The 21,068-nt window shown below is 65.4% G+C and carries 14 protein-coding genes; 7 read left to right on the top strand and 7 right to left on the bottom strand.

Going from position 1 to position 21,068, the window contains the following annotated elements; all coding sequences use genetic code 11:
- Positions 1–43 precede the first annotated feature (43 nt).
- Positions 44–532 (bottom strand): molybdopterin-dependent oxidoreductase, encoded by a 489-nt coding sequence (locus tag ACQKRQ_RS05570; protein ID WP_427475581.1) that lies wholly within the window; start codon positions 530–532, stop codon positions 44–46.
- A 216-nt stretch (positions 533–748) separates the two neighbouring features.
- On the opposite strand from ACQKRQ_RS05570, the gene ACQKRQ_RS05565 reads away from it, so the two are divergent.
- From ACQKRQ_RS05565 to ACQKRQ_RS05555, 3 genes are all read left to right on the top strand, one after another.
- Complete coding sequence (locus ACQKRQ_RS05565) at positions 749–1,675, top strand: hypothetical protein (protein ID WP_427475579.1); 927 nt, start codon at positions 749–751, stop codon at positions 1,673–1,675.
- A 78-nt stretch (positions 1,676–1,753) separates the two neighbouring features.
- A complete protein-coding gene (locus ACQKRQ_RS05560) occupies positions 1,754–2,644 on the top strand; it encodes an extracellular solute-binding protein (protein WP_427475577.1) in 891 nt (296 codons plus the stop codon).
- 5 nt (positions 2,645–2,649) lie between these two features.
- On the top strand, positions 2,650–4,497 hold the full coding sequence (locus ACQKRQ_RS05555) for an ATP-binding cassette domain-containing protein (RefSeq protein ID WP_427475575.1): 1,848 nt from the start codon (positions 2,650–2,652) through the stop codon (positions 4,495–4,497).
- Here the strand turns inward: ACQKRQ_RS05555 and ACQKRQ_RS05550 are convergent.
- The 3 genes from ACQKRQ_RS05550 to ACQKRQ_RS05540 all read right to left on the bottom strand — a co-directional run bounded on the left by ACQKRQ_RS05550 (position 4,494) and on the right by ACQKRQ_RS05540 (position 7,836).
- Positions 4,494–5,936, bottom strand: coding sequence for a nicotinate phosphoribosyltransferase (locus ACQKRQ_RS05550; RefSeq protein ID WP_427475573.1), 1,443 nt, complete (start codon positions 5,934–5,936; stop codon positions 4,494–4,496). The two genes, ACQKRQ_RS05555 and ACQKRQ_RS05550, sit on opposite strands and share 4 nt — an antisense overlap.
- 342 nt (positions 5,937–6,278) lie before the next feature.
- Positions 6,279–7,481, bottom strand: a complete 1,203-nt coding sequence (locus ACQKRQ_RS05545; RefSeq protein WP_427475571.1) for an AAA family ATPase — start codon at positions 7,479–7,481, stop codon at positions 6,279–6,281.
- A gap of 67 nt (positions 7,482–7,548) precedes the next feature.
- Positions 7,549–7,836, bottom strand: a complete 288-nt coding sequence (locus ACQKRQ_RS05540) for a hypothetical protein (protein ID WP_427475569.1) — start codon at positions 7,834–7,836, stop codon at positions 7,549–7,551.
- A 1,350-nt stretch (positions 7,837–9,186) separates the two neighbouring features.
- Here ACQKRQ_RS05540 and ACQKRQ_RS05535 point away from each other — a divergent pair.
- From ACQKRQ_RS05535 to ACQKRQ_RS05520, 4 genes are all read left to right on the top strand, one after another.
- Positions 9,187–10,623, top strand: a complete 1,437-nt coding sequence (locus tag ACQKRQ_RS05535; protein WP_132377378.1) for a sigma-54-dependent transcriptional regulator — start codon at positions 9,187–9,189, stop codon at positions 10,621–10,623.
- A gap of 224 nt (positions 10,624–10,847) precedes the next feature.
- Positions 10,848–12,602, top strand: a complete 1,755-nt coding sequence (locus tag ACQKRQ_RS05530) for an MFS transporter (RefSeq protein WP_427475567.1) — start codon at positions 10,848–10,850, stop codon at positions 12,600–12,602.
- A 140-nt stretch (positions 12,603–12,742) separates the two neighbouring features.
- Positions 12,743–13,093, top strand: a complete 351-nt coding sequence (locus ACQKRQ_RS05525; RefSeq protein ID WP_132377380.1) for an NIPSNAP family protein — start codon at positions 12,743–12,745, stop codon at positions 13,091–13,093.
- A gap of 286 nt (positions 13,094–13,379) precedes the next feature.
- A complete protein-coding gene (locus ACQKRQ_RS05520) occupies positions 13,380–16,022 on the top strand; it encodes a mechanosensitive ion channel family protein (RefSeq protein WP_427475565.1) in 2,643 nt (880 codons plus the stop codon).
- Here the strand turns inward: ACQKRQ_RS05520 and ACQKRQ_RS05515 are convergent.
- The 3 genes from ACQKRQ_RS05515 to ACQKRQ_RS05505 all read right to left on the bottom strand — a co-directional run bounded on the left by ACQKRQ_RS05515 (position 15,961) and on the right by ACQKRQ_RS05505 (position 20,988).
- Entirely contained in the window at positions 15,961–16,812 is an 852-nt protein-coding gene (locus ACQKRQ_RS05515; protein ID WP_427475563.1) for an alpha/beta fold hydrolase, read from the bottom strand. The genes ACQKRQ_RS05520 and ACQKRQ_RS05515 overlap by 62 nt on opposite strands.
- 121 nt (positions 16,813–16,933) lie before the next feature.
- The gene (locus ACQKRQ_RS05510; RefSeq protein ID WP_427475561.1) at positions 16,934–19,198 is read right to left on the bottom strand and encodes an ATP-dependent DNA helicase; all 2,265 of its coding nucleotides are present in this window, start codon (positions 19,196–19,198) and stop codon (positions 16,934–16,936) included.
- Positions 19,195–20,988 carry a VRR-NUC domain-containing protein gene (locus ACQKRQ_RS05505; protein WP_427475559.1) on the bottom strand — a complete coding sequence of 598 codons (1,794 nt, stop codon included), beginning with the start codon at positions 20,986–20,988 and terminating at the stop codon, positions 19,195–19,197. The genes ACQKRQ_RS05510 and ACQKRQ_RS05505 overlap by 4 nt, the downstream gene beginning before the upstream one ends.
- Between the last annotated feature and the right edge of the window lie 80 nt (positions 20,989–21,068).

Below are 21,068 nucleotides of genomic sequence, written 5' to 3'. Positions count from 1 at the left end.
TCAGCGACCCATGTTACGCCTGCCGGCTGTGCCTCGCGTTCACCTACGCCAACGGTCCCAACACATGCGCCTCGATCCGCGCGAGCCGTTTGACATGGCGCGGCGCGGGCAGGATGTCGGATCCGGAAAACAGAATCGGCGCGCCGTCTTCAGCGTCGAGCGCTTGGCCGCCGCACTCGTAGGCGACCATCACGTTCTCGCCGATCGGTGTGTTAAAGAGTTCGTGCCACGAAAACGTCACGACATAGCCGTCGTGCCCCACCGCGACGAACACCGTGCGCTTGAATTCGCCCGGCATGCTATTCGGCAAGCCCGCTTCCGTGATCAGCGTCGTCAAGCGCACGCCGCGATACGGCTCGACGCTGCGAATAAAGCGGTTGGTCGTATAGCAACGCAGATCGAACGGCGTGGCCACCACGCTTTCGTAGCGTTTGAGTTCATCGAGCCCGAATGAAAGCGGCCGCTGGAATCGTCCGCTCAGGACGAGCGCGCTGTCGACAGCGGGCGCGGCAATCACATTCTCACTATCCATATCCGTTTATCTCCAGCATGTGCGCCTGAGCGGCTTGTTCACCCGTTATGTCCGTGTGTATATTACGCTGCGATGGCGGCTTGCGCGCAAAACCGCGTCGATACGCGTCATATCGCCGGGAATATAGCCCGGCCTCACCCTCATCCATAACAATCACGGCACGCGTGGGCGCGCCGGCATACGGCCGGTGCGCAGCCGGGCCGCTCAGGAGGTCACATGCGCTTCTCACCCGCCTGGCGACGCACCACGCGCCTCGCTTTCGTCTCCCTCGGCCTGATCGCGGCGCTCGCCGGCTGTGGCGGCGGCGAGATTACCGTCACGCCGCAAAAGGCCGCCGTCAGCGCGTCGCCGAACGGCATCGCGGTGCGCGCGGCGGACGGCGCCGTCTTCATCACCGACGACCAGACCAATAGCGTGCTCTCCTCGCCGGACGGCCGCACGTTCGCGCATTACGCGAGCGTGCCCGCGGTGGCCGGCCAGTCGAACAGCCTGAGCCAGTTGAGCTTCGCCGACGCGTCCACGCTGATGATCGAACGCTTCGGCTTCGGCACGGCGAGCGCGGTGTTCAGCATCACGGGCGTCGATGCGATCGCGGCGCTGAGCGGCCCCGATCCGGCGCGCCGCCGCCTCGGCCTGATCTCGATCGGCTCCAATCGTTTGCTCTCGACGTGGTTCGTCAAAATCGGCAGCAATCCGCTGCAAGGCGGCCTGAGTCTCATCACGTACGATCCGGCCGCTCACACGGCGGTCGAGCGCGATCTGCTGAGCGGACTCGGCAAGCCGGTCGGGATCGCCGTGTCGGGCGACGCGGTCTACGTCTCCGACCAGGCCAACAACGACATCGTCAAAGCGAGTCTGAGCGCGTTGCTCGGCGGATCGCAGGCCGTGACGCCGAGCGGCGCGTTCGTGCGGATCATCAGCCCGGACCTGATGGCCGTCGACGCGGGCGGCAAGCTGTACACCAAATGCAATACCACCAGCCTGTGCCGGATCGCGCCGGACGGCACGATCAGCGTGCTTGCAAACGACTTTCAGGACGCCCGCGGCGTAGCCGTCGACGCGCCGCGCGGCCGGCTGTACGCCATCGACCGCGCCGCCAGTGCGAGCGGCACCAGTTACGTGCGCAGTTTCCCGCTTAACTGATGCAGAGCGGCGTCGTCATACAAGACAATGCGATGACGTCGTAATATAGCGCTCTTAATAACGTATCGGGGTTATCGCATGATTCGCAAGCTGCTCGCTTCTCTCGTCGCTCCTCTCGTGGTCGTTACCGGCATCGTGACGGCCGCGCCTGCTTTCGCGCAGGACAACACGGTCAACGTGCTGTACGCCGGCTCGCTCGTCAATCTGATGGAGCGCAGCATCGGCCCGGCATTCGAGAAGGCCACCGGCCAGCATTTCCGCGGCTACGCGGCGGGCTCGAACAAGATCGCCAACGAGATCAAGGGCAAGCTGCGCCGCGGCGACGTGTTCATCAGCGCGAGCCCCAAGGTGAATGACAGTTTGACCGGCGCTGCAAACGGCGATCACGTCACGTGGTATGTGAACTTCGCCGAATCGCCGTTGATGATCGGCTACAACCCGCAGAGCAAGTTCGCGCCGCAGTTCAGGAGCAAGCGCTGGGACCAGGTGCTGCAGGAGCCGGGCATCCGCATCGGCCGGACCGACCCGAAGCTCGACCCGAAGGGTGCCTTCACCGTCGAGATGGTGACCAGGGCGGCTGAGCTCTACCACCAGCCGGACCTCGTCGAGAAGACGCTCGGCGCGGCGGAAAACCCCGAGCAGGTTTTGCCCGAGGAAACGCTGGTTGGCCGCCTGCAATCCGGCCAGCTCGACGCCGGCTTTTTCTATTCCACCGAAACGTCCGATCTGAAGATTCCGGCGATCCGCCCCGCACCCGAATTGCAGGCCAAGGCCAGCTACACGCTGACGATTCTCAGCGACGCGCCGAACCGTGAAGGCGCGAGCAGCTTCGTCGACTTTCTGTTGAGCGCGAAAGGCCGCGCGCTGCTCAGGCAACATGGCGTGGACGTCATCAAACCCACGGTAAGCGGCAACGGGCAAGCCATGCCGCCTTCGGTGCAAGCCGTGATCGACGCTGCCGCGCAGTAAGCGCGGTGAAACGTACCGCTGCGCGTCCGCTGCTGTGGCTGGCGGCGCTGCTGGCCGTCTATCTGTGCGCTCCGTTCGTTGCGAGCGTGCCGCAGCTCGGCGCGGCGGACTGGGCGAATGTCGATTGGCGCGCGACGTGGTCGGCGGTCGGCATCTCGGCGGCGAGCGCGAGCGTGGCCTCGCTCGCGATTCTGCTGGGCGGCGTGCCGCTCGGCTATTTCCTCGCGCGTTCGACTTCGCGCAAGGTGGCGCTGCTCGGCTTCGTCGTGCAGTTGCCGCTGGCGCTGCCGCCGCTCACCAGCGGCGTGCTGCTGCTGTTTCTGCTCGGGCCGTATAGCTGGGTTGGCCGCTTCACCAATGGCGTGCTGACGGATTCGTTCGCCGGCATCGTGCTCGCGGAAGTCTTCGTCGCCGCGCCCTTCCTGATCATTGCCGCCAAGTCCGCGTTCACCGCCGTCGACCCGGTGCTCGACGACGTGGCCGCGACGCTCGGCCATCACGCCGGCAGCCGATTTTTCCGCGTCATGTTGCCGGTCGCGTGGCCGGCGATTCGCGCGGGACTCGCGCTCGCGTGGCTGCGCGCGTTCGGCGAATTCGGCGCGACCGTGATGGTGGCCTATCACCCGTATTCGTTGCCGGTCTATACGTACGTCGTATTCGGCGGCCAGGGGTTGCCGGCGATGATGCCCCTGCTGCTGCCGACGCTCGCCATCGCGATCGTCTGCGCGGCGCTGTCGATTTACAGCCTTCGGCAAAAGACCACGCTCGAGCAAACCGAAAACGGCGACGACGCGCTCGAACCCGGCGCGGACCTGACGGCGAGCCGCGGCGAAACCGCGGACCTGCGCCTCGCTTTCCATTTGCAACGCCGGCTGGGCGCGTTCGATCTCGACATCGCATGGACGCCGGTCACACGACGCCTCGCGATCATCGGGCCGTCGGGCTCGGGCAAGTCGTTGGCGCTGCGTCTGATCGCGGGGCTCGAATCCAACGCGTCGAGCAGCGTGACACTCGGCACAACGCCATTGAACACGCTGCCGCCCGAGCGCCGGCAGATCGGTTATATGCCGCAAGACTACGGCCTGTTTCCGCATATGACGGTGGCGCAGCAACTGGCCTTTCCCGTCGATGCCGATCCCGCCGGCGCGCGTTACTGGCTCGATCATCTGGGCCTCGCCCAACTGGTCGCGCGCCTGCCGCATCAATTGTCGTTCGGCCAGCGGCAGCGCGTCGCGCTCGCGCGAGCGCTGACACGGCATAGCGAACTGCTGCTGTTCGACGAGCCGTTCGCCGCGCTGGATACGCCGCGGCGGCGCCGCTTGCAGCAGTCGTTGCGCGCCTTGCAGCGCGAGATCGCGGCGGTGACGATCATCGTCACGCACGATCCGGATGAAGCCGCGTTGCTGGCCGATGAAGTTCTGGTCGTCGAACAGGGCCGCGTGTTGCAAGCGGGTTTTATCGACGCCGTATTCGAGCGGCCGGCGTCGATGCGAGTGGCCGGCCTGCTCGGCTTGCACAATGTAGGCGAAGGCGTGATGAGTGCTTCAGGCAAGGTCGAGATCGCTCAGGGCCTCGTGATCGGAACGGGCGACAGCGGACTCGATCTCGCCGCCGGTCAGCGGGTCATGTGGCGCGTGTCGTCGCACGCCATTGTCGTGACGGTGGACGGCACACATGCCGGTGTGGTCGACGCGGTCGAATTGCGGCGCGGCGAGCGCTATGTCCGCGTGAATATTGCCGGAGTCCGCTTCGACATTGCCAATGAAGATGCCCGCCTGCGCGAAGGCGCGCCGTGCCGGATCGAGATCCGCGCTTCAGGCGTTGCCGTCTGGCAAGCGAGCGATTCGCATTAACCTTCGTGCGCGTGAGCGCGGCCTCTGATTTCGGCAAGCGACATATCGACCAGCAGCTTGCCGGAATCGAACACCGTCACCAGCGCATCTTCCCAATCGCCTTCGACGGTGCGCTCGTCCCACGCCACAGGCAGCGTCGTCGTTCGATATTCGCCCGTGTGGCGATTCACCAGCAGCGTCAGGCGCCCTTTCATCGAGCGCTTTCCGGCGTCCGTGACCGGGTCCTTGAGCACGTCGTGCCACTCGTCGCCTAAACGGATCGCGGAACACTTCATCGCGAAGCGCTGCGTGTCGCGGTTGATCTGCTGCAACAACGCGCCGCCCATGCCGAACACGATGTTGTCCGCCGCGAAGCCGGCTTCGTCCATAGCGGCAAGAATCGCTTCAATCGAATCGGGGTTCACGCCGTCGCCCTGGATCACCCGCACGTTGTTGAGCACGCGCCGCCCTTTGCCGTTCACTACCGATCCGAACGACGTCTCGAGTGCCCGCAGGGTTTGCAGCACGATCGTCCGTGGATCGCCGGAGTCGGGCCGGATCACCAGCGTGCCACCGGAGTCGAGCACCGCCTGCTTCAACTCCGTGCCCCAGGCGTCGAGCGCGGCGAACAGATCGTAGGAATCGGACACCACGGAAACGATTGCCCCTGGCTTGCCGAACTGCGCAATCATGTTGCGAAACGCGTCGGTTTCGCGCTCGCGGCCCCATGACGTGATCGTGCTGTGCTCCGCCGCCGGCACGGAAAACGCCGCCATCGTCTCGTTGTAGTAGTGGTTCGCCGCGACCACGCCGAGCACGGTGTCCGAGCCCATGAAGCTGACGAGGTGCGCGGCGCCGCCGATCGCCGCCGACTCCGCGCTCGACACGCCACGCGCGCCGAAATCGTGCAGCTTGAACGGCAGTTGCGTGAGGTCGTCGCTGCTCTTTAGCAGATAGCCGCGGATCGTCTTGCGCAGATGCCAGCTTTGCGTCGCCACCGTAATCGGATACCACACGCGCAGAAGCATGGTCTCCATATACGACGCCAGCCAGAACACCTGCGGATCGTCGCATTCGACCGTGACGAGCACGTTGTGCGTCGGCACGACCGAGCCTTCCGGCACCGCGCGAATGCGCACCGGCAGAAAGCCGCCGTGGTGTTCGACGATGTAGCGCCAGCCCGCTTCGTTGAACGGCTCGCCGTGCGCCGTGAAAAAAGCCTTGGCCTGCTCGATCATGGCCGGAGTCACCGGGCGGCACAGATATTCCTTGATCAGCATCTGCAGGCCGAAGAACAGCGTGCGATCGTAGCGCCCGCCGCGCGACTCGATGTAGGAGAACATCGCCGACGCTTCGGGCGGATATTGCAGGTAGTGCGACGCCTTGTACGAATCCGTGTTGAGGATCGGATTGGACAGGATCGACGCGATATCGTTGAGACCGTTGGACTCGTTTTGCATGGACGATGCTGCGCTCACAGGCGCTCTAGAGAGTAATCAGACAGGCCGCGAAGTGGCTGGCCACAACGACACGATACACTGTCAAAACACACCGGGAATCAAGCGAAAGCACAGCTTGCGTCGATACGCGCGATAGCCGCTCGCCGCGACGCTATGACGCCGGAGCGGTCCACGTCATTGCCTATTCGTTTCGACATGCGAATTATTATTCTGGCAGGTTACGCCAAAGGCTGCCCGCCTCCCATGATCGGAGCGTGGCAGCGGCACGGATCCGCTATCCAGATCATGCCACGGACGTGCGGATTCGCTTCTGACGAGTGTGTCCAGTTTGACAGAACGGCCTCAATGGCCAGGTTTGAGCTGCGGCGGCACATTCGGCCGCGACGCGAACAGCCGGCCGAGCACGCCTTTGCGGCGCTCGGCGCTGGACGGCCACAGCATGTCCGCCAGCAGGCTGATACCTTGCGCAAGCGTGCTGTCCCGGGCCGATGTCACCAGCGGCACACCGCGGCTGAGCGCTTCATTGGCCTGCTTTTCGTCGCGCGGAAGCTGATGCGCCACCCTCGCGCCGAGCGTCTGTTCGAGCTTCGACAGGTTGATCTGGGCGTTCTTGTCGTAATGATTCACCACCACCCGCACCTTGCTGGCCGGATAACCCAGTTCCCTGAAAATATCGAGCATGCGCCGCCCGCCGTGCAGGTAAAGCAGGTTCTGACGCACCACCATGCAGATCGCGTCGCTGCGATCGAGTGCATGGATCGTCAACGGATTCAGGCTCTGGCCGACATCGATCAACACTGCGTCATAGCGCTCGCGCGCCAGCGCGAGAATGCTCTCCATCTGCGCGGGCAGCAATTCCGCGGCCTTGAGCGGATCGCCCGCACCCGCCAGCACATCGAGATTTGCGTGGACATGCATCACGCATGATTCGAGTAGCGCGGCGTCGAGGCGCTCCGCGTGGGAGCAGAGATCGGCAAGCGTGGTGGGCGGCGGTTTGTCGGCCATGAGCAGGCTGGCGTCGCCGAATTGCTGGCTGAGATCGATCAGCAGCACACGCCGGTTGCTCAGCGCGGCAAGCGAATACGCGAGATTCACGGCGATTAGCGTGGTACCGCTGCCACCCTTGCTCGAAGCGAGCGAGACGACACGGCCGACGCGGCGGCCGATGGCTTTTTTCCGCACGTCGGCCTGGATGAGGATGGTGGTGATCTCGTCGGCGTCGAGCGGCCACGCCAGCACATGCCGCACGCCGACGCGCATCGCCGCGCCCAGCAAGGCGGTGGACGGCGCCGCCGTCATCAGCACGCAGTGCAGGGCGGGCGTGCAGGCCAGCGCTTCCTCGACGCCGTCCAGGTCGCGCGCATTCAGACCGGCATCGTCGACGATCAGCATATCGGCGCTTCGAATCGCACGGTCGTGCGCCCGCACTTGCCGGGCCGTGCCGTGAGCGGTGCGCAGCCGGTAAGCCACGCTGCTTGCCTCGAGGCGAGCGACGATGTCCGGCGCGCGCTCCATGCTGGATGAAATCAGGAAGATGTCGATCATGTCGGCTCTCCGCCGGTCTGACGCCGTTCGGTTGGCGAAGCCACCTCGATAGCGATCGATGTTCTGGTTATTCGTCGGAATCGGACCGGTAAATGTCCGCACCGCGTTCGTAGTTTCGTTCCTGCGACACCGGCATCTCATACACCGAGTCGCGCAACGCCTCGCGCTGAAGCTCCGCTTGCGCCCGGCGCTTGATCGCCTCGGCAATCACCAGCGTCGTCAGATCGACCGGCGGCGCGGCGAACAATGCGCGCGGCGCGGCGATATGCCGTTGATAGGCGACATCCGTTGAGTACACGGTGGTTTGACGAGCTGGCTGTGCTGTGCCGGCCGGCTTGGTGAACTGTCTGGTCATGACAACCCCCAAAAAAGATCTGTTTTTTTCACTGCTCTGTCCAGGTGAGCCGTGTCCGCAAATTCGCGGACACGGCGCCCGGTCCACCTCGTAAGCTGCGCCTCTCTACGGAGACTCTGGCCATTCCTCCCCGCTCCATCGCGCCCGGTTGGTCCTCGACCGCGCGCTACCCCGCCGCTCTTCTTTCGCTGTCTTCTTGTTGTTGTGCGTATCGTTCGCTCACCCACTCCGCGAGCGCGGTACTTGTTGTTTTTTGCCATCCCCTTCATGTCCGCCGAAACAGACGGAAAAAGTGGCGAGGTCGACCTTTACATCGTCCGGTCACATTGACCGGTACGTTGTACCGATCATTCGCGCCGTGCTCTTATGTCGTTTGTTTTTCAGTGGCCCCGCCGCCCCCTCGTAAAACGCATTGGCTTCCCCCCGCCGCGCCTACGAAGTTTTATGTGCCGCCGATCTCTCTTCACTCCGGCTTCCCGGAGTTCGGACCGGGCGGCAACAGCATTCGCTGTGAAGTGCTTATTGCAACGGCTATGCCATGTGCCCTCAAACCCTTATGCCACCGTGATCGTTGCTGCGGCGCACCCTGCTCGCGCACTCTTCGCATCTCGCGTTGATTCGAATTCGACACGCACTTAGGCGTCCGCCGACGCGCCGCGGCGACGCGTAGCTGGCCGTTGGCTCGCCGGGCAATCCGCAGGTCCCGCGTGGGGCCGGGCGCTGCGTTACATCCCGGTCAAAGATGCCGATGCTTCGGAACCCTACCGGGTAGTCTCGACCCCCTGTCCGATGTGTCGCAAGCCTGAGACGAGGCAAATCCCGAACTACAGTTCCGTTTCACATTTGCCGTAAAACGAATTGAGGCGCTATGTGGGATGCCGAGCATAGCGGGACTTGACCGTCCATTTTTTTACCGCAAGCACAATGGGGTGATATGAAAAACGTTTCTGAATCCAGACTTGTTTGTATGGCGCTCGAAAGCGGTTTCGCTTATCGTTAAGCCCATGCGCCAAGAAGAGTGCTTGTATCAGGCCAACGAGGTTAAAAACGGTTTGAGTGATTCGGGGAAAAGATCGTGTGACGGTTACAACGGTGAACACCGTTCCCGCCATTCGTCCGATATGTAGCAGCTCGCGGCTCGCGCCGCCCGCTCCATGCCCCCCGAGATTGCCGCTACCGTGAATCGTCACCGCCGGGCGTCGAGTCGCAGAACCCCAAAGCGGTGGATCAATCCATGTCCGGGTCCGCACAAGCGGACCGGCTGGCTCAGTTGGCCGGAAGCCGGCATCTTGCCGGTCTGTTGGGTACGTCGCAGAACAGTCCTGAGAGCTGCATCAAACCGGGGGTAACATGAACACGACTTGCACGCCTGTCGACACGGAACGCACTGTTCTGTATGTGTCGAATTCGCCGGATCAGAAACTCGCCGCTTTTCTGGCGGCTTCTGGCTGGCAAGCGGTGCATGCCAAAAGCACGGCCGTCGCCGAGCGTATGCTCGAGCGCGGCAATATCAAGGTCGGCCTAGTCGAGCTGCCGGGCGACTGCACCTCACAGCATCTGTCCGCACTGGCGTCCTGCATGCGGCGCGTGGAAACCAACTGGGTCGCCCAGATCGCGCCGGGCCAGGCGGAAAACGAACTGGTCAGCCGTTTCATCCTCGACTATTGCTTCGACTTCGTCACGCGACCGTGGCTCAACGACCGGCTCGTGTTCGCGCTCGGCCACGCGCATGGGCTGTCGAGCCTGCGGCATGTGGAGGTCGCGCCGGAGCCGTCGCTCGGGCGGCACGGCATGGTTGGACAATGCGAGGCCATGCAGCAGTTGTACCGGCGCATCGACAAATGCGGCGTGACCGACGCGCCGGTGTTCGTCGCCGGCGAATCCGGCACCGGTAAGGAACTGACCGCCAAGGCGATTCACGAACGCTCGCCGCGCGCCGGGCGGCCCTTCGTCGCGATCAATTGCGCGGCGATTCCGCCGAGCCTCCTGCAAGCCGAATTGTTCGGCCACGAACGCGGCGCCTTTACCGGCGCGCTCCAGCGCAAGATCGGCCGGATCGAGAGCGCCCATGAAGGCACCCTCTTCCTCGACGAAATCGGCGACATGCCGCATGAATGCCAGGCGGTCCTGTTGCGCTTCCTGCAGGAAGGCACGATCGAACGGCTGGGCGGCAATGGCCCGATCAATGTCAACGCGCGGGTCATTTCGGCGACCCACGTCGATCTGGACAAGGCGGTCGAAGACGGGCGCTTCCGCTCCGACCTGTATCACCGTTTGTGCGTGCTGCGCCTCGTCGAGCCGCCGCTGCGCGAGCGCGGCGGTGACATCAAGCTGCTCGCCAACTATGCATTGAGCATGTACAAACAGGACGGCGCGCGCAAACTGCGCGGTCTGTCGAGCGACGCGATCGTCGCCATGTCGAACTATCCGTGGCCGGGCAACGTGCGCGAACTGATCAATTGCGTGCGCCGCGCCGTGGTGATGAGCGAGGGCCGCTTTATCACGGCAAGCGATCTGGGTTTGCCGGAAGCCGACAACGGGCCGGCCGTGACGCTGGCGGAAATCCGCAGCAAGGCCGAGAAGGACGCGATCGAGCATGCGTTGCAGCGACATGGCTACAAGTTGTCCGAGGCGGCGGCCGAACTCGGCATTTCGCGGGCCACGCTGTATCGATTGATGCATGCCAACCGGCTGCATCAGGAGCCGGCAGCCGGGCGCGCTTCGAACGCCGCCGGCGGCGCGGATGCCGACGGCGAGACGGAGCGGCGGGCGGCTTCGCTGGTGTGAGCGGGTAAGTCCGGCGTCGCTTCTGCTTCGCTGGGGTCCGCCGGGTCGGGTCTGAACCTCGCTCGCCCGGATGATCGCGGGCCGCGCGCGCCGCCATTTCGCGCGCACCATAGGGCGAAATGACGTGACAAGGTGCGCTAGCAGCGCCTGACGCATTCTTCGCGCCTTTCGCCGACACGCCGGCATTGCTATGCTGAAGGCCGTTCATCCATCCGGGAGCGGACTTGGCCGACCAGCACGTACCGGCGCTCGAGCGCCGTTCCTCGTCCGTCCTGCCCGCTCAGGCGAGCCCGTGCGACGCGCTCGTCATTCGCGCGCAACATCCCAGCCTCGTCCATCCGTGCCGGCGTAAAAAACTCGCGCTGGCCGCGACCATTCTCGGCTCGAGCATGGCCTTCATCGACGGTTCCGTGGTCAACGTCGCCTTGCCGTCCATCCAGACCGAACTGGGCGCGAGCGTGGCGGCGATCCAGTGGGTCGTCGATGCCTATCTGCTGTTTCTCGGCGCGCTGGTGCTGGTGGGCGGCTCGCTCGGCGACAAACTCGGCCGGCGCACGGTGTTCATCGCCGGAATCGGGCTGTTCACGCTGGCCTCGATCGGCTGCGGCCTCGCGCCGGGCGCCGCCGCCCTGATCGCGGCGCGCGCCGTGCAAGGCGTGGGTGCGGCGTTGCTGGTGCCGAGCAGCCTCTCGATCATCGGCGCGGTATTCGACGACAAGGAACGCGGCCAGGCGATCGGCACCTGGGCCGGCGTTGGCGCGATCACCTCGGCGCTCGGGCCGGTGGCGGGCGGCTGGCTAGTCGATGCGTTTTCGTGGCGGGCCATCTTCTTTCTGAACGTGCCGATCGCCTGCGCGACCGTCGCGCTGGCGGTCATGGCCGTCCCCGACAGCCGGCAGGACGACGACGGCGATCCGGCAACCCCCGCCGCCGGCGCCACCGGACATGCGGCAGCCGGACTCGACTTGCCGGGCGCGGTCATGGCCACCGCCGGACTGGCCGCCTTGACCTACGGCCTGACTCTCGCCTCGACGCATGGCTTCGGCAACCGCTGGGTGCTGGCGTCGATCCTCGGCGGACTGCTGGTGCTGATCGCCTTCGTCGCGCTCGAAGCGAGAACCCGCAATCCGATGATGCCGCTCGACGTGTTCCGCTCGCGCGACTTCGTCGGCGCCAATCTCGTCACACTGCTGCTTTACTTCGGCTTGGGCGGCGCGCTGTTCTTCCTGCCGTTCACGCTGATCCGCGCCTATGGTTACAGCGCGACCCAGGCGGGCGCGGCATTGCTGCCGGTGCCGGTGACCATCGGACTGCTGTCGCGCTTCACCGGCGGCCTGACGAGCCGCTACGGCGCGCGAGCCTTGCTGAGCGCGGGACCGGTCGTCGCCGCGGCCGGCTTCGCGATGCTCGCGCTGCCGTGGGTACGCGGCGAGTACTGGCGCGGCTTTCTTCCCGCGTTGACCGTGCTCGGACTCGGCATGACCATTACCGTCGCGCCGCTGACGACGACGGTGATGACCTCGGTATCCGCCGCCCGCACGGGCGTCGCTTCGGGCATCAACAACGCGGTGGCGCGGGTGGCGAGCCTGCTGGCGATCGCGGTGCTGGGGATCGTGTTCGTGTGGTCGCACGATGCGGCGCTCGCTGCGCGGCTCGATGCGCTGCATGTGCCGCAGGCGGCGCGCGCAGCGGCGAGCCTGGCGCAGGTCGGCATGGATTCGGGCGCTGGGACCGGTGCGTCGGAAGGAAAAGTGAGCGCAGCAGCGGCAAGTGCCGCAGCGGCGCAAACCCACGCCGATCCGGATGCAGGCGTGGCCCAAACACATGCAGAACCGGCACGAGCGCAAGCCGACATCGCGCAGGCACAAGCCGAAGCCTTGGGCGCGGCATTGCGCGCGGTGGCGCTGGTATCGGCGTTATGCGCGCTGGCCGGCGCAGCGCTGGCGGCCTTCACGATCCGCTCGCAACGGCCGCTTTAGATGCCCGGCGTCTGATTCATGACTCGCGCACGGTCACCATCCATAGTTCAGAGCGCGCTGAAACATCGCCGGCCGGCGCCCGCCATACTGCAGTCATGATGCTTCAGACCATGCCCCTCAACCGACCCGGAGCTATGCACATGACAATTACCTGCTTCATCCGCTATCAGATCGATCCTTTCCAGCGCGATGCCTTCGACGAATACGCCCGCAACTGGGGCCGCATTATTCCTCGCTGCGGCGGCCACCTGATCGGCTACTTTCTGCCGCACGAAGGGACCAACGACATCGCGTGGGGCTTGATCGCGTTCGACAGCCTCGCGGCTTATGAGACATATCGCGCGAGACTGCGCGCCGATCCCGAGGCACGCGACAACTTCAAGCTGGCGCAGACGAAGCGCTTCATTCTGCGCGAGGAGCGCACCTTCACCGAAGTCGTGGAAGGCACCTTGGGCGTGCCGGCGGTGCGCGCGTCGGCAGCGACGGAGTAATTGCGAGGGGTTGCGATTGCGGCTGCGGCGGTGAAGGTATACGCACGCGCCGGGGGGAATTCCTGCGCGTCGCAGCCGGCATGGGACAATCGGGTACTGTCCGACAGGCAAGTTTTTTGCTACCGCAAGGTGCCGCTGCACGGTGCTCGCCGGATTTCCGGCGCCTCGCGCCACGGCAGGTCAAGGAACTTGTACCGCCAAAACCGTGTCGGTTCATGGTCACGCCGCCGAACCGGTCCGTACGTATCGGCACAGCCGTCCGCATCTGTCCCCCGCTTTACACCCTATGCGCAAATTATTCCAGGTCTGGTTTTTCGTTCTTCTCGCCTTCATCACCGCGCCGGTTTTCGCCGCAACAGCGCCGGCCACGCCCGCGTCGTCGGCCTCCGGCGTCGGCGTCACGCTGACACCCGAGCAGGCCCGCCAGGCTCTCGCCGTTCTCAATGACCCCACGCGCCGCGCGCAAGTCGCCGACACGCTGCAGGCCATCGCCGCCGCCGGCGCGCTGAGCGCGCCGCCCGCTTCCGCGCCCGCGGCCGCCTCGGCGCCCGCTGCGGCGAGCGGCGCCGCCGCCATCGTGCCGGCGGCGTTCAAGTCCAACGGCCTCGCCTCGCAACTGGCCCGCCAGGGCGCGCATTGGGCCGTGCACCTCGGCAAGTCGTTACGCAGTTCGGTCGCCGCGCTGCTCGACCTCGCATCGGTCCGCGCCTGGTGGAACTGGCAATCGACCAACCCGCAAGCGCGCGCCGTGCTGGGCCACGTCGCGTGGTCGCTGCTGGCCGCGCTGATCCCCGCGCTCGTGCTCGAATGGCTGGCGCGCCGCCTGCTGCGCCGCGCCTACCGGGCGCTGGCCGCGCGCCGCGAACTGGCAGACGAAGACGACGCCGCGCAAGCCGACCTGCCCGTCGACGTCGCGCCACAACCCGCCGACGCGCCGAACGCCGCGCCGCCCTTGCCCGTTTCGCCGCCCTCGCCGGTGAGTACGGCAGAGGCGCAAGCCGCGGCCGTGCCGTCCGGCACCTCCGCCGCGACGAAGGCCAAAGGCCGGGTCAACGAAGCCAAAGGCAAGCAGAACGCCAAACATCACTGGACGCTGCTGCGGCGCCTGCCGCGCGCGCTCCTCTCCATGGCGCTGCGGCTGCTGCCGCTCGTGGTGTTCGTCGGCGCGGCGAGCGCGCTGATGTCGATCTTCGCCGACGACGGCACGCCGCAAGACCGCGCGCTCGATTCGCTGGTCGACATCTACGTGCTGTGCCGCGTGATCGTGATCGTCAGCGGTTTCTTCCTGCAACCGGCGGCGCCGCGTCTGCGTCTGCTGCGCATGAGCGACGCGTGGGCCGCTTTCGTGCAACGTTGGATAGTGCGGATCGTCAGCGTGGTGGGCGTGGGTTCCGCGATCGCCGAGATCGCGCAGTCGCTCGGTCTGAACGACGCGGCGCATCTCGCCTTGATGAAAGTGGTCGCGCTCGCCGGCCACGTCATGATCTCGATCCTGCTGCTGCAATGCGCGACCCCGGTCGGCGAATTGATCCGCAAGCGCCTCGCCGCGCGCAAGTCGCTGGAGATGTTCGGCAACGTATTCGCCGAAGTCTGGGCGTGGGCCGCGGTGTTCGTCGTCATGGCGCTGTGGTTCATCTGGGCGCTCGACGTGCAGAACGGCTATCACGCGCTGCTGCATCTCGGCGGCATTTCGCTGGCGGTGCTGGTGGGCGCGCGGGTCGTGTCGATCGTGGTGTTCGGGGCACTGGCCCGGCTCTTCAATGTGCAGGACGACGCGGCCAAATCGCTCGTGCATCAGCACGCGTACCGCTATTACCCGCTGTTGCGCCTCGTGGTGGCGTGGCTCATCGGCATCGTGACCGCGCTCGCGCTGTTGCAGGTGTGGGGCGTGCACGTGGGCGACCTGTTCCGTACCGGCACGATCGGGCACCGGCTCGCGTCGGCGATCATCACGATCGGCGTGGCGGCCGTGATCGCGCTGCTGGTGTGGGAAGGCGTCAACGTATCGGTCGAACAACGGCTGGACAGTTGGACCACCAGCGGCGACCTCGTGCGCGCCGCGCGCTTGCGCACGCTGCTGCCGATGCTGCGCAGCGCGCTCTTCTGCGCGATCGCGCTGGTGGTGGTGCTCACCGGTTTGAGTGAACTCGGCGTAAACATCGGGCCGCTGCTGGCGGGCGCGAGTATTTTCGGCGTGGCGCTCGGATTCGGCTCGCAAAAACTGGTGCAGGATTTCATCACCGGCATTTTCCTGTTGATGGAAAACGCCATGCAGGTCGGCGACTGGGTCACGCTCGCGGGCGTGTCCGGCACCGTCGAATATCTGTCGATCCGCACCGTGCGGCTGCGCGGCGGCGACGGTTCGCTCTACACCGTGCCCTTCAGTTCGGTATCGACTGTGAACAACACCAACCGCGGCATCGGCAATGCGGCAGTGAAGGTCAATATCGTGTTCGGCGCGGATGTCGATCTTGCCATCAACACGCTGAAGGAAATCGGCGCGGCCCTGCGCGAGGACGACAAGTTCAAGGACGGCATTCTGTCGGACTTCAGCTTCTGGGGCGTCGATGCGCTGGACGGCTCGGCCATCACGCTGGCCGGCCAGATCCAGTGCCGCGACAGTGCGCGCTGGGGCGTGCAGCGCGAATTCAACCGGCGCATTCTCGACCAGTTCCGCGAGCGCGGCATCGAGATCGCGAACCCGCAGCGCAATCTGCTGACGTGGGACCCGGAAAGCGCACCCGCGAGAATCGAAGCGGATGACACACGCAAAGACGCACCTGACGCAGTTGATGCACCGAAGGCCGCGCCGCCCGCCGCAGCGGCGCAGAAGGACGCGCCGGTGGAAGACCAGTTGCCCGTCGACCCTAAGCCGGCTGGCGGCCCAGGAACGCCAGCAAATCCCGGTTCAACCTCTCCGCATGAGTGAAGTAAAAGCCGTGACCCGCGCCTTCATAGACATGCAGTGACGCGCCGGGTATCAGCGCCGCGGTGGGCCGCCCGGTTAGTTCGAGCGGCGCCGACGCGTCACGATCGCCATGCAGGATCAGCGACGGCACCTCGATCTTCGCCAATTCCGCACGGAAATCGGTGATGGTCTGCACGCGGGCCAGTTCGAGCATCGCCTGATGCGAGGTTTGCAGCATCATGCGGATCGTCCAGTCGAGCGGCGCGCGCGACACGCCCGGCCCGAAGTACGGCGCCGCATTCGCCTCGATCCAGTCGGGAAAGGAACGGCTCAGCGCGAGGCGGCCTTGCTCGAATAAAGCGGCGTCGATGCCGTTCGGGTTGTCCTCGGTTTTCAGCAGATACGGCGTGGCCGCGGGCGCGACGAACGCGACCCGGGCGACGCGCGCCGAACCGTAACGCGTCAGATAACGCACCGCTTCGCCGCTCGCAATCGAATGCGCGACCAGGGTGACGCCGCTCAGATCGAGCGCGCTCAACACGCTTTCCAGATCGTCGGCGAGCGTGTCGAAGTCGTAGCCGCGGCCCGGATCGCTCGAACGGCCATGCCCGCGCCGGTCGTACGCAATGCAGCGGCAATCGAGACGCGACAGCGGTTCCATCTGGTACGCCCACATGTCGGAGTTCAGCGTCCAGCCGGAGAGGAACACCAGCGGCGTGCCCTGCCCCCAGTCGCGGTAGAAAAGACGCGTGTTGTCGGCGGTGCGGATGGTGTTCGGTTCGTCGGCGAGATACGGTGCGGTCGCGTTCATGGAAGTCTCCTTGCCTCAAGTGGGAGTCGTGATGCCGTGACGCCACTGTGCCGGGCGACGGTAGGCAGGTCGATTACCTGGGAGGTAAAGAGGCGCGCTAATAACGCGCCGGGCTGCCGCGCTATTGCACGTCCCACCAGCGCGGCAGCAACCGCCGCACTTCCGGCCGCCGGTAGCGGTCGTCGATCAGATGCACCACACCCTGGTCCTGCTCCGTGCGGATCACGCGTCCGGCCGCCTGCACCACTTTCTGCAAACCCGGGTACAGGTACATGTAGTCGTAGCCGTTGCCGAACTTCTCCTCCATCGTGCGACGCATCTGTTCGTTGATCTCGTTCATCTGCGGCAAACCTAGCGTGGCGATGAACGCGCCGATCAATTGCTGGCCGACCAGATCGACGCCTTCCGAAAACGCGCCGCCGAGCACCGCGAAGCCCACGCCCTGATTCATGGTGCGAAAGCGCGCGAGAAACGCGTCGCGCGCCGCTTCGTCCATGCCGGGTTCCTGCGCCCAGACCGGCAAGTCCGGATGCCGCTCGCGCATCAGCGCGACCACGCGCTGCAAATACTCGAAGCTGCTCAGAAAGCCCAGATAGTTGCCCGGCTGCGCCGCATATTGCCGCGCGATCAGATCGACGATCGGCACGAGCGAACGCTCGCGGTCGCGCCAACGCGTCGATACGTTGCCGGCCACGCGCACCTGCAACTGTTCGGCGCGAAACGGCCCTTCCACGTCGAGCCATTGCGTTTGTTCAGGCAGGCCCAGGGTGTCGCGATAGAAATGATGCGGGTTGAGCGTGCCGGAGAACATCACCGTGGTGCGCGCGGCCGCGTAGCGCGGCGCGAGGAACGGCGCGGGAATCACGTTGCGCACGCAGAGCGTGGCATTCGTTTTGTCGCGCGGCGCGTAACGGTCCGCGCTCAGCGTGAGATCGAAGATCGAATGCTCGCCCAACTGCTCGGCCAGCGCGACGAAATGCATCGCGTCGAAGAAAAAGCGCAGCGACGCTTCGTCGATGGAAAGCGGTGCTTCCGCCAGCTGATCGGTGACGGCGCCGATCAGATTCTGCGCGGCCGAGAGCAGTTTGCCGGGGACGTCGGCATAGACCTGATAGGTCGCGGTCTGCGCGCGCTTGACGGCGTTCCACTCGCGTTGCAGCCGTTCGAGCGGCTTGCGCAAGGTGGCCGGCGCCGTTTTGCGCGCGAGCCGGAACGTCGCCTGATCGAGCGACGCGGTGTACATGCGGCGCGCGCGGTCGAGCAGATTGTGCGCCTCGTCCACCAGCACACCCACGCGCCACTGGTTGATCTGCGTGAGCGCATACAGCATGGCGCTGCTGTCGTAGTAGTAGTTGTAATCGCCGACCACCACGTCGGCCCAGCGCGTGAGTTCCTGCGCCAGGTAGTACGGACAGACTTCGTGGGCGAGCGCCGCTTCGCGCACCGCCGCGCGGTCGAGGCGCGGAGCGGCCAGCGCCGCGCTGCGGGCCGCGTCGAGCCGGTCGTAGAAGCCCCGCGCAAGTGGACAGGATTCGCCGTTGCAGGCTTTGTCGGGATGCTCGCAGGCTTTGTCGCGCGCGACCAGTTCGAGGGTTCTCAACGGCAGGCGCGTGACGCCTCGATGGAGCGTTTCGATCGCGTCCAGCGCCAGCGCGCGGCCTGGCGTCTTGGCGGTCAGGAAGAACACCCGGTCGATCTGGTCCGACGCACACGCTTTGAGCAAGGGGAAAATCGTTGCGAGCGTCTTGCCGATGCCAGTCGGCGCCTGCGCCATCAACGTCTTGCCGTCGCGTGCCGAACGATACACCGACACCGCCAGCTCGCGCTGTCCGCTGCGAAACTGGCCATGCGGAAACTGCAGCGCGTCGAGCGCCGCATTGCGCGCGGCCCGATGCGCTTCTTCCTGAACTGCCCAATCGAGAAACCGTTCGCATTGCTCGACGAAGAAAATCTCCAGGTCGCGCGCGGTATGCGTTTGCGTTAGCAACACTTCTTTCTGGGTGCCGATATCGAAGTACACCAGCGCTACCGTCAATTCTGTGAGTTCGCGTGTCCGGCACAGCAGATGTCCGTAGACGAGCGCCTGCGCCCAGTGCAGCGTACGGTGATTGGCCGGCATTCGTTCGAGATCGCCGCGATGCGTCTTGACCTCTTCCAGCCGGTTCGCGCTCGGGTCATAGCCGTCGGCGCGGCCGCGCACGGTCAGGCTGCGATGGGTGCCAGTCAGCGTGATTTCGGCTTCGTAGCCGCTTGCCCGCCGGCCGGCGACCGTCATGTGGCCCGCCATGCCTTCGAGCGAGGTCGGCGCCGGCGTGAAGCGCAGATCGAGGTCGCCCCGCCTTGCGGTGAATTCGCACATCGCCCGCACGGCGACGATGTAGGTCATGCGGTGGCCTCGGTGGTGGCTTTGGCGGCGACCTCGGTGGTGGCCGCGGCAGCAACTTCAGCCACGCCCCCACCTTCCGCGACTACGGCTTCATCGGCCCAGCGCACGTCGAGCACGCGTACCGGCATGCCATGCTGCGCGCAATACGCGAGCCAGCGAATCTGATTGTCCTGCAAGCGGTCGCCGGGGCCTTTCACTTCGATCAACTCATAGCGGCGCTCGGCCGGCCAGAAGCGGATCAGATCCGGCAAGCCGGACCGATTACCGCGAATATCGCGCAGCAAACGCTCGAACCACAGTTTCAGATGTGCGGCCGGCAGACAGTCGAGCGCCAGCGCGACGAGTTCCGGCGTGAGCATCGCCCAGAACACGAACGGCGATTGCAGCCCCGCCTTGCCATGCAGATGCCGCAAAATCGTCTCGCGATAGACGCCGCTATCGAGTTGTTCCAGACACCCGGCGAACTGATCCGCGCGGCGCGCATGAAAATCCGGCGCGTGCAGATCGGCCGGACCACGCTGGAACGGATGAAAAAACGCCCCCGGCACCGCCGCGAAAACCGGCTCCCAGCACAGCAGCCCGAACAACGAGTTGATCAGCGCGTTCTCGACGTAATGCACCGGTGCGGTCTCGCACGTCAAATGATCGCGGGCGACGTACTCGACCGGTATCGGCGCCTCGGGCCGCGGCAGCACCAGCGCGCTGCGCTCGACCGGACGGGCCGCCGGCACACGCGCGACCGCCTCGCCACGCTTGCGCTGCAAACGCGGCAGCATGCGCGCGAGGCGTTGCGCCTCTTCTTCGCTTTCAGGCGCGGCGAAGGCTTGCAAGGCCAGCCCGAAGGCATCGTCGAAACGCTCGCTGCGTTCGAGTACGCGCATGCGCCGATGGCGCGCGCCGGGCCACGCACAACGCTCATAAACCGCGAGCGCGGCCGCCCAGTTCTGCCGACGCTCGCACAGATTGCCGATGCGGAACAGCAATTTCGCGCGCCGCGTCTCGAGCCAGGGGTTGGCAGTCTCAATGGCGGCGACCGAGGTGACAAGCTCGTCGATTGCCGCCGCTTCCGCGTCGCCACCGGGCAGCCATTCGAGCGCCTCGCGGCACGCATGCAAGGCGAGATAGACGTCGACGTCCGCGCGCTGCTGGAAAGCACGCGACGAAGGCGCGAACGCCACTTTCTCGTACTGGAACACACCGAGGTCGGCGAGCACGAACTCCGACCACTCCTGCTGCAAATTGCCGAAGAACATCAAACGCAAACGTTCGCAAAGCGGCGCGATCGCCACGTGAAGGACGCGGTCTTCAGCTCGACCGTGCCATGCCGAAAGCGGGCGCGCTGTGGCGCCTTCCTCGTCGCTCTCACTCGCAGAGAAAGGGCGCAGTGTTTCCAGCAGGTCCGGTTTGCGCAGGCTCCTCGCGCCCGGAATCAACGCGATGGTGTCCGCGAAAATCTCCATCAACTCGGCACGCGTGGTGAGCGAGAACAACTCGTCGAGCGTCAGACACGGTTCGGTGTCGACCCAGCCGAGCGCCGCGATCTGCGCGGCCGCCTGCAACGGGCAGCCGATCTCGTCGTAAGACAGGCGGCTCGCGCGGAACAGCGTGCCTTTGCGCATCAGCATGCGAACCAGCAGCGCGCGCGAAGACTGCGGCAACGCGGCGAACTCGCGCAGAAACGCGTGTTCGTGAGTGTCGAACACATCGTCGTAACGCTGCGCGAGCCACGCCAGGGCGCGCTCGAAGTTCAGCAGATAGTAGAGAGCGTAGGGAGAGACAGGTGTTGCCACGGCACTTTCATGAAACCTGTATGTTTATACAGTGATGATAGCAAAATCCGTGGGGGGCGCAGCCACATTGCCTCAAGGTA

The sequence above is a fragment of the Paraburkholderia sp. NPDC080076 genome (assembly GCF_050281145.1).
In the GTDB taxonomy this organism is placed as follows: domain Bacteria; phylum Pseudomonadota; class Gammaproteobacteria; order Burkholderiales; family Burkholderiaceae; genus Paraburkholderia.
This window is presented reverse-complemented; position numbering and strand designations above follow the sequence as displayed.

Coding starts and splice junctions, on each gene's coding strand:
- ACQKRQ_RS05570 (WP_427475581.1), bottom strand. CDS start 532: ATGGATAGTGAGAATGTGATTGCCGCGCCCGCTGTCGACAGCGCGCTC.
- ACQKRQ_RS05565 (WP_427475579.1), top strand. CDS start 749: ATGCGCTTCTCACCCGCCTGGCGACGCACCACGCGCCTCGCTTTCGTC.
- ACQKRQ_RS05560 (WP_427475577.1), top strand. CDS start 1,754: ATGATTCGCAAGCTGCTCGCTTCTCTCGTCGCTCCTCTCGTGGTCGTT.
- ACQKRQ_RS05550 (WP_427475573.1), bottom strand. CDS start 5,936: ATGCAAAACGAGTCCAACGGTCTCAACGATATCGCGTCGATCCTGTCC.
- ACQKRQ_RS05545 (WP_427475571.1), bottom strand. CDS start 7,481: ATGATCGACATCTTCCTGATTTCATCCAGCATGGAGCGCGCGCCGGAC.
- ACQKRQ_RS05540 (WP_427475569.1), bottom strand. CDS start 7,836: ATGACCAGACAGTTCACCAAGCCGGCCGGCACAGCACAGCCAGCTCGT.
- ACQKRQ_RS05535 (WP_132377378.1), top strand. CDS start 9,187: ATGAACACGACTTGCACGCCTGTCGACACGGAACGCACTGTTCTGTAT.
- ACQKRQ_RS05525 (WP_132377380.1), top strand. CDS start 12,743: ATGACAATTACCTGCTTCATCCGCTATCAGATCGATCCTTTCCAGCGC.
- ACQKRQ_RS05520 (WP_427475565.1), top strand. CDS start 13,380: ATGCGCAAATTATTCCAGGTCTGGTTTTTCGTTCTTCTCGCCTTCATC.
- ACQKRQ_RS05515 (WP_427475563.1), bottom strand. CDS start 16,812: ATGAACGCGACCGCACCGTATCTCGCCGACGAACCGAACACCATCCGC.
- ACQKRQ_RS05510 (WP_427475561.1), bottom strand. CDS start 19,198: ATGACCTACATCGTCGCCGTGCGGGCGATGTGCGAATTCACCGCAAGG.